Origin of the sequence: Microbacterium songi (assembly GCF_042747925.1) — a bacterium.
Taxonomy (GTDB): Bacteria; Actinomycetota; Actinomycetes; order Actinomycetales; family Microbacteriaceae; genus Microbacterium.
In genome coordinates this window covers 717,194-733,100 of sequence record NZ_JBHZIE010000001.1, presented here as the reverse complement: position 1 = coordinate 733,100, position 15,907 = coordinate 717,194, and the positions used below count along the sequence as shown (strand labels likewise).

At 70.4% G+C, this 15,907-nt stretch carries 12 protein-coding genes and 1 riboswitch; of the genes, 7 read left to right on the top strand and 5 right to left on the bottom strand.

The features are described 5' to 3' along the window. Positions 1 to 156: 156 nt before the first annotated feature. Positions 157 to 1,776, bottom strand: coding sequence for a peptide ABC transporter substrate-binding protein (locus ACFM35_RS03750; protein WP_378838479.1), 1,620 nt, complete (start codon positions 1,774 to 1,776; stop codon positions 157 to 159). A 161-nt stretch (positions 1,777 to 1,937) separates the two neighbouring features. On the opposite strand from ACFM35_RS03750, the gene ACFM35_RS03745 reads away from it, so the two are divergent. Then, positions 1,938 to 2,810: a CPBP family intramembrane glutamic endopeptidase gene (locus ACFM35_RS03745; protein WP_378838477.1), complete on the top strand. Its 873-nt coding sequence runs from the start codon at positions 1,938 to 1,940 to the stop codon at positions 2,808 to 2,810. 128 nt (positions 2,811 to 2,938) lie between these two features. Here the strand turns inward: ACFM35_RS03745 and gcvP are convergent, their stop codons facing one another. The 4 genes from gcvP to ACFM35_RS03725 form a co-directional block, all read right to left on the bottom strand. Then, the gene (gcvP, locus tag ACFM35_RS03740) at positions 2,939 to 5,800 is read right to left on the bottom strand and encodes an aminomethyl-transferring glycine dehydrogenase (RefSeq protein ID WP_378838667.1); all 2,862 of its coding nucleotides are present in this window, start codon (positions 5,798 to 5,800) and stop codon (positions 2,939 to 2,941) included. A 74-nt stretch (positions 5,801 to 5,874) separates the two neighbouring features. Continuing rightward, complete coding sequence (gcvH, locus tag ACFM35_RS03735) at positions 5,875 to 6,258, bottom strand: glycine cleavage system protein GcvH (RefSeq protein ID WP_378838472.1); 384 nt, start codon at positions 6,256 to 6,258, stop codon at positions 5,875 to 5,877. After that, a complete protein-coding gene (gene gcvT / locus ACFM35_RS03730; protein WP_378838470.1) occupies positions 6,255 to 7,364 on the bottom strand; it encodes a glycine cleavage system aminomethyltransferase GcvT in 1,110 nt (369 codons plus the stop codon). The genes gcvH and gcvT overlap by 4 nt, the downstream gene beginning before the upstream one ends. Positions 7,365 to 7,531: 167 nt before the next feature. Beyond that, positions 7,532 to 7,626: riboswitch (glycine riboswitch) on the bottom strand. A gap of 97 nt (positions 7,627 to 7,723) precedes the next feature. Next, positions 7,724 to 8,896: a MarP family serine protease gene (locus tag ACFM35_RS03725; RefSeq protein WP_378838467.1), complete on the bottom strand. Its 1,173-nt coding sequence runs from the start codon at positions 8,894 to 8,896 to the stop codon at positions 7,724 to 7,726. A 147-nt stretch (positions 8,897 to 9,043) separates the two neighbouring features. Here ACFM35_RS03725 and ACFM35_RS03720 point away from each other — a divergent pair, with 147 nt between their 5' ends. From ACFM35_RS03720 to ACFM35_RS03695, 6 genes are read left to right on the top strand one after another with little or no spacing between them, the layout of a single operon-like run. After that, complete coding sequence (locus ACFM35_RS03720) at positions 9,044 to 9,805, top strand: NUDIX hydrolase (RefSeq protein ID WP_378838465.1); 762 nt, start codon at positions 9,044 to 9,046, stop codon at positions 9,803 to 9,805. Between the two features lie 28 nt (positions 9,806 to 9,833). Next, positions 9,834 to 11,183: a quinolinate synthase NadA gene (gene nadA, locus ACFM35_RS03715; RefSeq protein WP_378838462.1), complete on the top strand. Its 1,350-nt coding sequence runs from the start codon at positions 9,834 to 9,836 to the stop codon at positions 11,181 to 11,183. Further along, entirely contained in the window at positions 11,180 to 12,847 is a 1,668-nt protein-coding gene (gene nadB / locus ACFM35_RS03710) for an L-aspartate oxidase (protein ID WP_378838460.1), read from the top strand. The genes nadA and nadB overlap by 4 nt, the downstream gene beginning before the upstream one ends. Beyond that, positions 12,847 to 13,710, top strand: a complete 864-nt coding sequence (gene nadC / locus ACFM35_RS03705; protein ID WP_378838458.1) for a carboxylating nicotinate-nucleotide diphosphorylase — start codon at positions 12,847 to 12,849, stop codon at positions 13,708 to 13,710. Before nadB ends, nadC begins: the two co-directional genes overlap by 1 nt. Before the next feature lie 18 nt (positions 13,711 to 13,728). Next, positions 13,729 to 14,883 (top strand): cysteine desulfurase family protein, encoded by a 1,155-nt coding sequence (locus ACFM35_RS03700; RefSeq protein WP_378838665.1) that lies wholly within the window; start codon positions 13,729 to 13,731, stop codon positions 14,881 to 14,883. Continuing rightward, positions 14,880 to 15,839 (top strand): glycosyltransferase family 2 protein, encoded by a 960-nt coding sequence (locus ACFM35_RS03695; RefSeq protein ID WP_378838456.1) that lies wholly within the window; start codon positions 14,880 to 14,882, stop codon positions 15,837 to 15,839. Before ACFM35_RS03700 ends, ACFM35_RS03695 begins: the two co-directional genes overlap by 4 nt. Positions 15,840 to 15,907 lie beyond the last annotated feature (68 nt).

Below are 15,907 nucleotides of genomic sequence, written 5' to 3'. Positions count from 1 at the left end.
CCTCCAGCTGAAGGATGCTCTGCGACCAGCGCGTTCGGGTCGTCGCAGGCATCCGGTAAGAGCATCGTGCCGCGTTATGCACGCGATTGCGAGGCCCGGGCGGACAGACCGCGAGGCGGTGACATGACGTCACCGCCTCGCGGGTTCGATCAGATGTTACTTGGTGATCTGGAAGTACAGCGGAACCGAGTTCCAGCCGAACTCGACATTCTGCACGCCCTCGGCGTAGCCGCCGGTGACGTTCGAGTACCAGAGCGGCGTGGCCGGGAGGTCCGTGAGCAGGATCTCCTGTGCCTTCTGGAAGTCGGCGTTGGCGGTCTCCGCGTCGGTGGCCGAGATGCCGCTGGTCAGCAGGTCATCGAACTCCGGGTTGGAGTAGTCACCGTCGTTGGAACCGGCGTTGGTCGCGTACAGCGGGCCCAGGAAGTTGTACAGACCCGGGTAGTCCGCCTGCCAGCCGGTGCGGAACGCGGTCGAGATCGTGCGCCCCGTGATCTCCGTACGGAGCGACGCGAAGTCGACGTACGGAGCACCGGATGCCTCGATGCCGAGCGTGTTCTTGATCGAGTTGGTCACCGCGTCGACCCACGTCTGGTGTCCGCCGTCGGAGTTGTACGCGATCTGGAATGTACCGTCCCACGGCGAGATGGCGTCGGCCTCGGCCCACAGCTTCTTCGCCTCGTCCTCGTTGTACTCGAGGACGCCTGCGCCTTCGAGCGAGTCGGACCAGCCCGCGATGACCGGCGAGGTGAAGTCGCTGGCCGGGGTGCGGGTGCCCTGGAAGATCGTCTGCGTGATCTCTTCCCGGTTGATCGCCATCGAGATGGCCTGACGGCGCAGCTGACCCTCTTCTCCCGAGAAGTGCGCGAGGCGCGCAGGAATGGTGAAGGACTGGAAGACGGCAGCCGGCTGGTTGACCGCGCGGTCGCCCAGGTCGCTCTCGAAGGTGGCGAGCGCCGACGGCGGAACACCGTCGATGACGTCCACGTTGCCGCCGAGGAGGTCGGCGTACGCGGCATCCTGCGTCGCGTAGAAGACGATGTCGAGGCCGGCGTTCTGCGGTGCGCGGCCGCCGGTGTAGTCGTCGTTCTTCACGAGCGAGATCTGCACGTCGTGCTCCCACGCCGTGTCGCTGGCGAGCTTGTACGGGCCGTTTCCGATCGGGTTCTCGCCGAATGCTTCCATGTCTTCGAACGCGGCGTCCGGGAGCGGGACGAACGCCGAGTAGCCGAGACGGAGTGCGAAGTCGGAGGCGGGCTTGCTCAGCGCGATGGTGAACGTGTAGTCGTCCACCTCCTTCAGGCCGGTGAGCTCGGAGTCCTCGTCGTAGCTGAAGCCCTCGATGTCTTCGAAGAAGTAGCTGTTCAACTGAGCGTTGGACGCCAGCGCGCCGTAGTTCCAGGCGTCGATGAAGTTGTGGGCCTGCACCTCGGTGCCGTCCGTGAACTTCTGACCCTGCTTGAGCTTGATGGTCAAGTTCTGCGGGTCGTCGACCGTGATCGACTCCGCCATGTCGTTGACGGGCTCACCCTTGGCGTCGTAGTAGACCAGTCCGGCGAAGATCGAGTCGAGGATCTTGCCGCCGCCGACCTCGTTCGTGTTGGTCGGGATGAGCGGGTTCTCGGGCTCGGAACCGTTCGTCTTGATGACGGCGGTGCTGGTGCCGCCGCCGGACGCGCTCGGCGTGCTGCTGCCGCCGCCGGAGCAACCGGCGAGCGCGAGCCCTCCGACCACCAGCAGCGCGACGCCCGAAAGGGCGATCTTGTTGCGCTTCAACTTTTCCTCCTGTGCAAGGGTGATGCGCCCACAGCAAGGCAGACCAATACTGGGGCGCGGTTAGGGAAACCCTAGGTAAACGACAAGCGATGGTCAAAACCTCGCGCGAAAACGTTACAGACCCTTAACTCAATCGGTGTTCGATGTGGCAATCTGACAAGATGCCCCCGCTGAACCCTCCCTCGTCTTGGCCGGAGGGCACAGCCGATGACCTCGGGGGTGCCCGGTCGTCACGGTGGCGCGCACGACTCTGGTGGGAGATCGGGATCGTGCTGGCGCTCTCGGTGGGGCGCTCGGCCCTCTACTCCGTGCTGTCGCTCATCCAGGCGCTCGGGCGGGAGGAGTCCCTCGGCGGTCAGTCCCAGGCGCTCAACCCCACGGCCGATGCGGAGCAGTTCTGGGACGTCCTCTATCAGCTGCTGTCGCAGCTCTTCGCCTTCGCACCCATCGCACTGGCGGTGTGGCTGCTGTGGGAGCCGGGGAGGAGCGCGTTCGCCCGCATCGGGCTGGACTTCCGACGGTTCGGCGGCGACGTGGGGCGCGGCATCCTGCTCCTTGCCGTCATCGGGATCCCCGGGCTCGGGTTGTACGTCGCCGGCCGTGCTCTGGGCATCACCGTGCAGGTGGAGGCAGCCCCGCTCGACCCGTCGTGGTGGACCGTGCCCCTGCTGCTCCTGGCCGCGGTGCGGGCAGGACTCACCGAGGAGGTCATCTTCATCGGGTATCTGTTCGACCGCTTGCGGCGGCTGGGGTGGGGCTGGTGGGCGATCATCCTGTCGACGGCGGCGCTCCGCGGGGCGTACCACGCGTACCAGGGCCCCGGCCCGGTGATCGGCAACTTCGTCATGGGCGTCGTGTTCGGGTGGTGCTACCGCCGCTGGGGCCGTGTGATGCCGCTCGTGATCGCCCACACGCTCATCGACGTCGTGGCGTTCGTGGGGTATCCGCTCGCCGTGGCGCTCGTGCCCGGGGTGTTCGGGCCGACGCCGGGCGCGTCCGCCACGCCGACGCCCACGGTGTCGGCGACGCCCTGACCCGCCCTCGGGGCAGGCCGGCCGTCACGATCGGCTCCGGGCCGTGCGAACGGTCGCGACACGCCGCGCGCCATCGGGGCAGCGCGGCATGTCGTGACCGTTCGCGAAAGCCGGTGACGCGACAGCGGTCAGGCGAACGCCTCGATCGGCGGGCAGGCGCATACGAGGTTGCGATCGCCCCACGCGTTGTCGATGCGGCGCACCGGCGGCCAGTACTTGCCGCGCACGAGGGTGTGCACCGGGTACGCCGCCAGGTCACGCGGGTACGGGTGCGCCCACTCGGCCACGATGACCGACTCGGCGGTGTGCGGGGCGTTCACCAAGGGGTTGTCGTTCGCGGGCCACTCCCCCGCCGCCACGGCGTCGGCCTCGGCCTTGATCGCGATCATCGCCTCGATGAAGCGCTCGATCTCACCCAGGTCCTCCGACTCCGTCGGCTCGACCATGAGCGTGCCCGCGACGGGGAACGACATTGTCGGCGCGTGGAATCCGTAGTCGATCAGACGCTTCGCGACGTCGTCGACGGTGACACCGGTCTGTTCGCGCAGGGGGCGCAGGTCGAGGATGCACTCATGCGCGACCAGGCCGGCCTCGCCGGCGTACAGCACCGGGAAGTGCGCACGCAACCGGAAGGCGATGTAGTTCGCCGAGAGCACGGCGGCGGCCGTGGCATCCCGAAGCCCGGCCGCGCCCATCATGCGCACGTAGGCCCACGAGATCGGGAGGATGCCCGCAGACCCGTTCGGGGCGGCCGAGACCGCACCGCCCTCGAACACGAAGCCGCCCGCGTGATCGGCGCGCTGCGAGAACGGATGCCCCGGCAGGAACGGTGCCAGATGGGACTTGGCCGCGACCGGTCCGACCCCGGGACCGCCTCCGCCGTGCGGGATCGCGAACGTCTTGTGCAGGTTGAGGTGCGAGACGTCGCCCCCGAGGTCGCCGAAGCGGGCGAACCCGAGCAGCGCGTTGAGGTTCGCGCCGTCGACGTAGACCTGACCCCCGGCGTCGTGCACGGCCGCGGTGATCGCGAGCACCTCGTGCTCGTACACGCCGTGCGTGGACGGGTAGGTGATCATCAGCGCAGCCAGGGTCTCCGCGTGCAGAGCGATCTTGGCGTGCAGGTCGTCGAGGTCGACGTTTCCGGCCTCGTCGCATGCGACGACGACGACCTTCATGCCGGCGAGGACTGCGGATGCCGCGTTCGTGCCGTGTGCGGAGGAAGGGATGAGGCACACGGTGCGGCCGGCGTCTCCGCGGGACACGTGGTATCCGCGGATCGCGAGCAGTCCGGCCAGCTCGCCCTGCGACCCGGCGTTCGGCTGCAATGAGACGGCGTCGTAGCCCGTGACCTCGGCCAGCCACGACTCCAGCTGCTCGATCATCGCGAGGTAGCCGCGCACGTCGTCCTCGGGGGCGAACGGATGCACGCGCGAGAACTCCGGCCACGACACGGCGGCCATCTCTGTCGCCGCATTGAGCTTCATCGTGCACGAGCCGAGCGGGATCATTCCGCGGTCGAGGGCGTAGTCGCGGTCTGCCAGCGACTTGAGGTAACGCATCATGGCGGTCTCGGACCGGTGCGAGGTGAAGACCGGATGCGTCAGGTACTCGTCGGCGCGGAAGAGTCCGACCGGCACGCCGGCCAGGGCACCGGCGTCCGCCCACGGCACGCCGCGCTCGGCCGACCCGCCGCCCTGCATCTCGGACTCGGGGAGGCCGAACGACCAGGCCACCGCGGCCAGATCGGCGGCGGTGGTGGTCTCGTCGACCGAGAGCCCCACCGTGGCATCGTCGACCCAGAACAGCTGGTAGCCGCGCTCGCGGGCACGCTCGATGACGCGTCGCGCGTCGCCGGGGACGTGCACGCGCAGAGTGTCGAAGAACGCGTCGTGGACGACGTCGAGTCCATACGACCGCAGTCGTCCGGCGAGCGCCTCAGCCTTTTTGGCGACGTCGGTCGCGATCGCGCGCAGACCGTCGGGACCGTGGTAGACGGCGTACATCGCCGCCATGACCGCGAGCAGCACCTGCGCGGTGCAGATGTTCGAGGTCGCCTTCTCACGGCGGATGTGCTGCTCGCGCGTCTGCAGCGCGAGGCGGTACGCGGGATGGCCCGCCGCGTCCTGCGAGACGCCCACGAGGCGGCCCGGCAGCTGTCGCTCGAGGCCCCCGCGCACGGCCATGTAGCCCGCGTGCGGTCCGCCGAAGCCCAGCGGCACGCCGAAGCGCTGCGTCGTGCCGACGGCGACGTCGGCGCCGAGTGATCCCGGCGAGCGCAGCAGCGTGAGGGCCAGAAGGTCGGCGGCGACCACCACGCGTCCGCCCTGAGCCTGAACGGCGGCGATCACCTCCGAGGGATCCCAGACGCGGCCGGATGCCCCCGGGTACTGCACGAAGGCGCCGAAGGCCTCGGGCAGGGTGGGCGTTCCGTCTTGCTGCGCCAGGCCGACGACCGGTGCGCCGAAGTCGATCACGCGCAGCTCGATGCCGAGCGCGTCGGCTCGCGACTCCAGCAGCGCACGCGTCTGGGGCAGCGCGTCGGCGTCGACGAGGAACACGTTCGACGTCGACTTCGATGCACGTCGCGCGACGAGCATCCCCTCGACCACCGCGGTCGACTCGTCGAGCATCGACGCGTTCGCGGTCGCGAGACCGGTCAGATCCGTGACCATCGTCTGGAAGTTGATGAGCGCCTCGAGGCGACCCTGGGAGATCTCGGGTTGATACGGCGTGTAGGCGGTGTACCACGACGGGTTCTCCAGCACGTTGCGCGCGATGACGGACGGCGTGAACGTGTCGTAGTAGCCCAGTCCGATCATCGGCCGCGCACTGCGGTTCTGCGCGGCGAGTGCCCGCAGTTCATCCAGCGCCTCCGCCTCGGTGGCCGCGGGCGGGATCTGCGAAGACGTCACCGTCCGGACGTGGATGGATGCCGGTACCGCGGCGTGCATCAGGGCGTCGACCGTGTCGTACCCGAGCGTGTCCAGCATGCGCCTCTGAGAGGCGGCATCCGTCCCGATGTGGCGACGGGAGAACTCGCTCGAGCCCGAGCCGTAGGCGCCGGTCACGCCTCGCCGCCCGTGAGAGCGGCGTAGGCGTCGCGGTCCATCAGTCCGTCCGCGGCACCGTCGGCCACGCGCATCCTGAGGAGCCAGCCGTCGCCGAACGCGTCGGCGTTCACGAGCGACGGGTCGTCGACGACTGCGTCGTTGATCTCGATGACCTCGCCGTCCAGGGGGGCGTAGAGCTCGCCGACGGATTTGGTCGACTCGATCTCGCCGCAGACCGCGTTGGCCGTCAGCGCAGCCCCGACCGCGGGCAGTTCGACGAAGACGACGTCACCGAGCTTGTCGGCGGCGTAGTCGGTGATGCCGACGGTCGCGACGTCGCCGTCGAAGGCGATCCACTCGTGCTCGGCGGTGTAGGACAGGGCGGTGAGATCGGTCATTTCTTCCTCCGGTAGAAAGGCAGCGTCGAAACGGTGGCGGGGATGCGGGTGCCCCGCACGTCGATGGTCAGGGGGGTGCCGAGGTCGCTCGTCGAGGGAGCGACGAGGGCCATGGCGATGGGATGCCCGAGTGTCGGGCTCAGGGCGCCGCTGGTGATCTCTCCCACGCGGGTGTCGCCGTCGTACACGCCGTAGCCCGCACGCCCCGCGCGGCGCCCCTCCGAGACGAGGCCCACGAGCACGGGGGAATCGACCGCGGACCTCGCGATCAGGCCCTCCTTGCCGATGAAGGACTCTTTGTCGAGCGCCACGGCGCGGCCGAGGCCGACCTGTGCGGGAACGATGGCGCGCGACAGTTCGTGGCCGTAGAGCGGCATCCCCGCCTCGAGGCGCAGGGTGTCGCGTGCGGCCAGTCCCGCGGGCACGAGGCCGAGCGGGGCACCCGCGGTGAGGAGGGCGTCCCACAGCGCGACGGCCTGCGCGTGCGGGATCAGCAGCTCGTATCCGTCCTCGCCCGTGTACCCGGTGCGTGCGATGAGCAGCGGCGTCCCGTCGAACGACGCCTGCACCGAGGCGTAGTACGGGAGGTCGTCCAGCGGGTGTGCGAACGCGCCCACGCCCGGTGTGGCATCGAGCACCTGACGCCCAGCCGGACCCTGCACGGCGATGAGCGAGTAGTCGTCGCTCCGATCGACGACCTCCACGGAGTGGCCGTCGACCGCCGAGGACAGCGCGGCACCCGCGGCGCGGCGGTTCCCCGCATTGGCGATCACCAGGAACAGCTCGCCCTCGAGTCGATAGACGATGACGTCATCGACGACGCCGCCGTCTTCGGCGAGGATCAGCGAATACTTCGCCTTGCCGACGGCCATCGTCGACAGCCGACCGGCCAGCGCGTGGTCGAGGTACTCCCCGGCGCCGTCCCCCGACACGGAGAACTCGGCCATGTGCGAGATGTCGAACAGGCCCGCGGCTGAGCGCACGGCGTGGTGCTCCGCGAGGTCGGAGGTGTAGCGCACCGGCATCATCCAGCCGCCGAAGTCGGTGAAAGCGGCACCGAGCGCCTCGTGGCGCTCGCGCAAGGCGGTGTGGCGGGGTTCCGTCATGAGTTCTCCCGGTCTCGTGCGGGCAGCCGTCGGACGACGACTGTGAACTCCCCCTCTGTCATGGGCCTGAGAGTTTCGTCGCGTCACCCGAGAACGGATGCCGCGCCTTTCACCGTGGGCGGACGACAGCGCTCGCGCACGAGCTCGTCATCGCTTTTCAGAGCGGCCGGAACCGAGCGGTACGAATACCTGAGAGATTGGCGGGGAGGCTTGCTCCTTCGGTGCCCGACAGCGTGTGTCGGAGCTCTCCCGCCCGGGTCATGGGCCGAATGTTCAGTTGCCCCGCCAGCATAGCGGGGCGAACCCGGCGGGAGCAGTGCACACGGCGAAGACGGCGGACCGCGGACCGGACGCGGGAATCAACTGATGCAGCGGCCGGTCGGGACCGCGGACGTCCAGCCGGTGGCCGCGGCCACGACCGGCGCGAGCTCGGCGTTGGTCATGGCATATCCCTTTCCCGCGTCGGTGTCGCCGCGGGCGAACACCACCCCTGCCACCTGGCCGCCGGACGTGAGGAGCGGACCCCCCGAGTTGCCCGGCTGCACGGCGGCAGCGAGCGAATACACGTCTCGCGGATTGGTGCTGTCGGAGTAGATGTCGGGCACCGGCACGATCCCCGACGCCACGACCTCGGCGTTGATCGAGGTGAACGGGCCGCCGAAGGGGTACCCCTGGACGGCGCCGGCGGTGCCGATCTCGAGCTCGGCCGAAAGCGGCAGCGCGGGCACTCCGAGGTCGGGCACCGCGATCACCGCGAGATCGGTCACGGGGTCGAAGTGGACGATGGTCCCTTCGCGGGCCTCCCGGCCGGGCAGCTCCACGACCGGCGTCTCGATGCCGGCGAGGACGTGGGCGTTCGTCACGACGCGGTCGGGGGCGATGACGAACCCGGTGCCGGTCTGGCTCTGCCCGCACGCGTAGGCGACGCCCGAGACGCGGGCGACGGATGCTGCGGCCTGCGTCAGTCCGGGCTCGTCGAGCGTGATGGGCTCGGCCTGCGGGGACGCCTCGCCCTCGAACAGTCCACCGAGGCGCGGGATGCCCTCCTCGAGTACGGCGCTGCGCAGCTGCGCCAGCGTCGCGTCGACCGGATCGGGGGTCAGATCCTCGATGACATCGAGGACGCGCGAGGACGCGAGCGCGGCCGACAGCACCGGCGCGCCGCTCACCGCGACGCTCGAGCTCACGAGCAGGAGCACGAGGGCCGTCGCCACCACGCTGATCGCTCCGCCGAGCACGCGATCGAGTCCGCGCAGCTTGATGCGGTCGACCCCGCGCCTCACGGCCGAGCCGATCGCTCCCCCGAGCGATGCGCCCGCGACCAGCAGCACGACGACGAGCCCGATCAGTGCCACCGTCCGCCATTGCGGCCACGGCCAGATGCCGCTCACCACGGGCACGAGCCAGAACGCGGCGAAGGCCCCCGCGACCAGGCCCGCGAGAACGCCGAGGCTGGCGACCAGACCGCGCTGCAGACCGACGATCAGGGCGACCAGCAGCACTGCGACGAGGATCACGTCGACGATGATCACGCCGGCTCCTTCTCCACCCCGCGCGAGCGGATGCGCGCGACCAGCACAGCGTACGCACCGTTCCTGTGGCTTCGGCCTGTACACGTGGATGGAGTTGCCCTTCTGGTCACGGGGACACTAAGCTCGCTTCCGACAGTAAAGGTCGATATGACACAAACCTCCGGTCCCACGGCCCCACAGGGCTCGGCAGCGGTCGAACCCGCCGCCGACGATCTCACGCGCGTGGCCGTCTCGACCGTGATCTTCACACTGCGCCGCGACCGTCCCGACGACGTCCCCACGGTGTCGCTTCCCCTCGTGCGCCGCACGCGCGATCCGCATGAGGGCCTGTGGGCACTGCCGGGCGGCTGGCTCGACATCGCCGAGAGCCTGGATGCCGCGGCATCCCGCACACTCGCCGAGACGACGGGACTCTCCCCGAGCTACCTCGAGCAGCTCTACGCCTTCGGCGACGTGGACCGCTCACCGACCCGCGTCGTGTCCATCGTCTACTGGGCGCTGCTGCGGCCCGATGAGGTGCAGGACACCGCGGGCGGCCCGGACAACGGGCCGGCCGACGCCGAGGAGAACGTCGCATGGTTCGATGCGGCGGCCCTTCCCGGGCTCGCTTTCGACCACCGCCAGATCATCGAGTATGCGCTCTGGCGCCTGCGCAACAAGGTCGGCTACAGCCGGATCGCGCACGGGCTCCTGGGCGACGAGTTCACCCTCGCCGAGCTGCGCGAGGTGTACGAGTCGATCCTCGATCGTCGCCTCGACCCGGCGAACTTCCGTCGACAGGCTGAGAACTCCGACACCCTCATCCGCACCGGCGGCTTCCGCACCGGCAGCCACCGGCCCGCTCGCCTCTACCGCTACAACCGTGACGTCGAACTCGCCGATCGCGGTCCCGTCGCCACCGCACACTGACGTCCTCTTCCCGAAAGAACGTGCTGACATGTCCCTGACCTCGCTGACGCTCCAGCCCCTCCCCCGAGACCCCTCTGTCGACCACGAGATCCAGGCGATCGTCGCCGGCGCCTCCGTCGCCGAGACGTGCAACACCGATCTTGCCGACGGGCCGTGGACCTTCGATGTCCGTCCCGGCTACGGACCGGGTTCCTCGATGGGCGACGTCATCCCCACCGGCTCGCCGCGGCAGGGCGAGCTTCCGGCCTCGTACCGCGAAGCATCCGAGGACGAACTCCACGAGCGCATCCGCGTCGCGAAGCAGACGCTGGGCGAGCGGGTCGTGGTGCTCGGGCACTTCTACCAGCGCGAAGAGGTGATCGCGCACGCGGACTACGTCGGCGACTCGTTCCAGCTCGCGAACGCGGCGAAGGCCCGCACCACGGCCGAGGCCATCGTGTTCTGCGGAGTGCACTTCATGGCCGAGACCGCCGATCTGCTCTCGGGACCCGACCAGGCGGTGATCCTCCCGAATCTCGCGGCCGGCTGCTCGATGGCCGACATGGCCGACATCGACCAGGTCGAAGAGTGCTGGGAGCAGCTCCAGGAGGTGTACGGCGACCTCGAGGCCCCGGATGCCGACGGTCTGGTGCCCGTCATCCCCGTGACGTACATGAACTCGTCCGCGGCGATCAAGGGCTTCGTCGGTCGGCACGGCGGGATCGTCTGCACCTCGTCGAACGCGCGTACGGTGCTCGAGTGGGCGTTCGAGCGCGGTCGCCGCGTGCTCTTCTTCCCCGACCAGCACCTGGGGCGCAACACGGCGAAGGCGATGGGCGTCCCGCTCGCGCAGATGCCGATGTGGAACCCCCGCAAGCCCTTCGGCGGGAACGACGAGAGCGACCTCGCCGACGCGCGCGTCATCCTCTGGCACGGATTCTGCTCCGTGCACCGCCGCTTCACGGTCGAACAGATCGAGAAGGCACGGGCGGAGCATCCGGACGTCCGTGTCATCGTGCACCCCGAGTGCCCGATGGCGGTCGTGGACGCCGCAGACGAGGCGGGATCCACCGACTACATCCGCAAGGCCATTCAGGCGGCCACCGAGCCCGCCACTTTCGCGATCGGCACGGAGGTGAACCTGGTGCAGCGCCTCGCGGCCGAGCACCCGCAGCACACGATCTTCTGTCTCGACCCGGTGGTGTGCCCGTGCTCCACGATGTACCGCATCCACCCGGGCTACCTGGCGTGGGTTCTCGAGGGCCTCGTGGCGGGAGAGGTACGCAACCGCATCGTCGTGCCGGCGGACGTCGCCGATCCGGCCAGAGTCGCTCTCGAGCGCATGCTGGCGGCGAAGCCCCCCGAGGCGCCCAGGATCACCGCGGAGTCGCTCTCGTGAGCACGTCCGGCACCGCACCCGTTCACGTCGTCGTCGTGGGCAGCGGCATCGCCGGGCTGACGGTCGGCCTGCACGCCGTCGTGCGCGGGTGCCGCGTCACGCTCGTGACGAAGGACGTCCTCGAGCACGCCAACACCCGGTATGCGCAGGGCGGCATCGCCGGTGTGATGTTCGACGACGACCGGGTGGCAGACCACGTGCGCGACACCCTCGCCGCCGGCGCCGGGCTCAGCGATCCCGCCGCCGTGCGTGTGCTGGTCGAGGAAGGACCTGAGCGCATCTGCGAGCTCATCGACCTCGGGGTGGCGTTCGACCGCGACGGCGACGGCGCGTTCGTGAAGGGCCTGGAGGCGGCGCACTCGTACCCGCGCATCCTGCATTCGGGCGGGGATGCCACGGGTACCGCGATCGAGAAGGCCCTGGTCGCCCGGCTCCGGGCGAGCGACGTGCGCGTGATCGAGCACGCCTTCCTCGTGGACCTGATGATCGACCCGACCGGCGGCCGCGTCTACGGGGTCGACCTGCTCATCGGCGACGCGCCCGGCGTACAGGGCCGCCGGGAGATCGTCCGTGCGGACGCCGTCGTGCTCGCCACCGGCGGCGCGGGGCAGCTCTACGCCCACACCACGAACCCTCCGGTCGCGACCGGCGACGGCATCGCCGCCGCACTGCGGGCGGGTGCGGCGGTGAGCGACCTCGAGTTCTTCCAGTTCCACCCGACCGTGCTGCAAGGGTCGATCCCCACCCCGGGCGCCGCGATCGACGCCGCACCCGGCTCGGATGAGGCGTTCCTCGTCTCCGAGGCCGTGCGAGGCGAGGGCGCGACCCTGGTCGACGCGCACGGTCGGCGGTTCGCCTTCGATGCGCACCCCGACGGCGAGCTCGCGCCGCGCGACGTCGTCGCGCGGGCGATCGCGCGACAGATGGAGGCGCAGGGCGGGGCTCCCGTCCTCCTGGACGCGACGGGCCTGCGGGCGACCGTCACGGAGCGCGCCGAGTTCCTGGCCCGTCGCTTTCCGACGATCGACCGTGCGGTGCGCGACCGCGGGCTGGACTGGGCCGTCGCACCCATCCCCGTGACCCCCGCCGCGCACTACCTGATGGGCGGAGTGGACACCGACCTGTACGGCCGCACCACCCTCCCCGGGCTCTACGCGGTCGGCGAGGTGGCGCGGACGGGCGTCCACGGCGCCAACCGCCTGGCATCGAACTCCCTCCTCGAAGGAGCCGTCTTCGGCGCCCGCGCGGGCGAAGTGATCGCGGAGGATGCGGCATCCGGCACCTGGTCCGCCCCGTCCCCGCACGCGAGCGCCTCGGCGGCGCCGGCGGCGTCCACTCCGGGACGCCACGCTCCCGCGTTCAGCCGCGCGGCGCTGCAGGAGCTGATGTGGCAGGACGCCGGACTCGTCCGCGATGCGCAGGGTCTTTCGGACGCGGCGTCCGTCATCGCCCGGTGGCGGGCCGAGACGCGCAGCCCGCAGACCGAAGCCCAGTTCGAGGACGAGAACCTGCTGCTCGTCGCCGAACGACTCGTCGCCGCGGCGCAGGCGCGGCCGACGTCGGTCGGTGCGCACTTCCGCCGCGACGCGCCGGAGACGGCCGACACGGATGCTGAGGCATCCGCGTTCTTCGGGGGCGCGGCGCTCCGGACGGAGGTCGTCTGATGCTGACCCGAGCCACGCTCGATCGCGTCGTCGCCGCCGCCCTCGAGGAGGACGCGCCGTGGGGTGACCTGACCAGCGAGTCGCTGATCCCCGCCGACGCCGTCGCCACCGCTGATCTGATCGGGCGGGAGGGCGGAGTGTTCAGCGGCGGTGAGGTGTTCGCCGCGGCCTTCCGCCTGACAGACCCGCGGGTCGAGGTGCAGCTGCTCGTCGCGGACGGAACCGAGTACGAGAGCGGCACCGTGCTCGCGACCGTGGCGGGGCCCGCGCGGTCGGTCCTCACCGCCGAACGGGTGGGGCTGAACTTCGCGCAGCGCATGTCGGGTGTCGCGACGCTGACGGCGCGCTACGTCCGGGAAGTGGCCGGAACGCGGGCGCGCATCGTCGACACCCGCAAGACGACGCCGGGACTGCGGGCGTTCGAGCGGCACGCCGTACAGAGCGGCGGGGGCCGCAACCACCGGTACAGCCTGTCGGACGCCGTGATGGCCAAAGACAACCACCTCGCGGTCCTGACCGAAGGCGGTCTGTCGGTGACGGAGGCGCTGCGCGAAGCCCTCGCGAGCCTCCCGCACACCACGCACGTCGAGGTCGAGGTGGATCGTCTCGATCAGATCGAAGACGTCCTCGCCGCAGGCATCGGGACGATCATGCTCGACAACTTCTCGCTCGACGACCTGCGGACCGGCGTCGCACAGGTGCGCGGCCGGGCGACGGTCGAGGCGTCCGGCGGCGTCGATCTCGACACCGTGCGGGCGATCGCCGAGACCGGGGTCGACGTCATCTCGGTCGGAGCCCTGACGCATTCGGCGCGCGCCCTCGATCTCGCACTCGATCTGCGGATCACACGCATAGGCGGATAATAGGAAGCCATCATGAGCATGCTCTACCTCGACAACGCCGCGACCACGCCCGTGCGCCCGGAAGTACTCGAGGCGATGATGCCCTTCCTCACGCGGTGGTTCGGCAACCCCTCGAGTCACCACACCGTCGGCGAGGCGGCCGCGCAGGCGCTGGCCGACGCGCGCGCACGCGTCGCGCGGGTCCTCGGCATGCGGCAGGGCGACGTCGTGTTCACATCCGGCGGCACGGAGTCCAACAATCTGGCCATCAAGGGCATCTCGATCGCCGCTCAGCTGGGCCGGGATGCCGGACACGTCGTCACGACGCGGACGGGCCACGAATCGGTGCTCGGCTCGGTCGACTACCTGGCACGGGTGCACGGCTTCGAGGTGTCGTACGTCGACGTCGACGAGCACGGACGGATCGACCCGGATGCTGTGGCGGCAGCCCTCCGCGACGACACCGCGCTCATCACCTTCGGGTACGCGAACAACGAGGTCGGTACGGTGCAGGACGTCGCGGCCATCGCGGCGCCCGCCCGCGCACGCCGCATCCCGGTGCACGTCGACGCCGTGCAGGCCGCAGGGTGGCTGCCCCTGTCCGCCGGACTCCTGCACTACGACGCGATCTCGATCGCAGGGCACAAGGTCGGCGCGCCCAAGGGCAGCGGTGTCCTGGGCGTGCGCGGGCGCGTGCCGCTCGAGCCCCTGATGCACGGCGGCGGGCAGGAGGGCGGGCGGCGCAGTGGCACCGAGGACGTCGCCGGTGCGGTCGGGATCGCGACGGCGCTGGAACTCGCCGAGACCGAACGCGAGGAGGACGCCCGTCGGATCGAGGCACTCCGCGACGGCTTCATCGCGCGCGTGCTCGCCGATGTGCCGGCCGCCCGGCTCACCGGCGACCCCGAGCACCGTCTCGCCGGCACCGCGAGCTTCACGTTCGCCGGCACGAGCGGCGAGGCGGTGCTGCTCGAGCTGGAGCGTCGCGGGGTGGTCTCCTCCAGCGGATCGGCGTGCGCGGCGGGGAGCGACGATCCCTCCCATGTGCTTCTCGCGATGGGCGTTCCGGCCGAGGTCGCGCAGACGGCGGTGCGGTTCAGCTTCCCGCACGGGCTCCGAGAATCCCTGGACGGCGTCGCGGACGCCGTCGCCGCGTCCGTGGCGTCCGTCGCCGGCGTGCACGCGTCGCGATGACTTCGGAGCGCCGACCGACGGTCACCTTCATCGTCCCGGGCCACGACGTCGCCGAATACGCGCAGGAAGCGCTCGACTCATTGCGCGCGCAGACGTTCCGTGCGTGGACGGCCGTACTGGTCGACGACACGTCGACCGACGGGACCGGAGAGGTGTTCGACGCAGCAGCGGACCGAGACCCCCGATTCCGCGTGGTGCACCACGCGGAACGCGCGGGCCTCGGCGCGGCGCGGAACACGGGCCTGGACCTCGTGGACACGACCTACGTCGGCTTCCTCGACGCCGACGATCGCCTCACACCCGACGCCCTCGCCCGCCTGGTCGAGACCCTCGCCCGGACGGGGAGCGATTTCGTCGCCGGCGCCTACGTGCGGCTGCGTCCGCACGGAGGCGGCGGCTACACCGCCGGCACGGTGCAGCCGTGGGTCTCTGCGGCCACCGACCCCGAGCGCGTCGGCGTGACGCTCCGTACGCACCCCGACGCATCCGGCAACATCGTCGCCTGGTCGAAGCTCTCGCGACACGACTTCTGGGGGCGCACCGGACTGCGCTTCCCCGAGGGCGCGCTCTACGAGGACCAGGTCGTGGCGCAGCAGATGTACGTGAAGGCGCGGGCCTTCGACGTCATCCCGGACGTGCTCGTCCACTGGCGGGAACGCGCCGACGGCTCGTCGATCACCCAGCGCAAGGATGAGCTCCCCGTTCTGCGCGACTACCTCTCGGCCATGGCCGGCGGTATCGGCGTACTCGATGCGGCCGGTTATGTGGACGCCGCGGAGTCGCGGGTGCAACTGATCCTCACGATGGACGTCCCGCCCCTCGTGCGCATCGCGCAGGGACACCCGGATGCCGCGTACCGCCGTCTCCTCGCAGACTTCGTCCGGACTCTCCACGACCGCCCGTCACCCGCTCCGCGCCCGACGTCCGAGGACGTATCGGCCGCGCTGCTCTGGTAGACGCCGGCGTGGGTCGGCGCCGGGCCGACCGACCGCTGCGCCTGCAGCGCGCGGCTCGGCGACGGGCC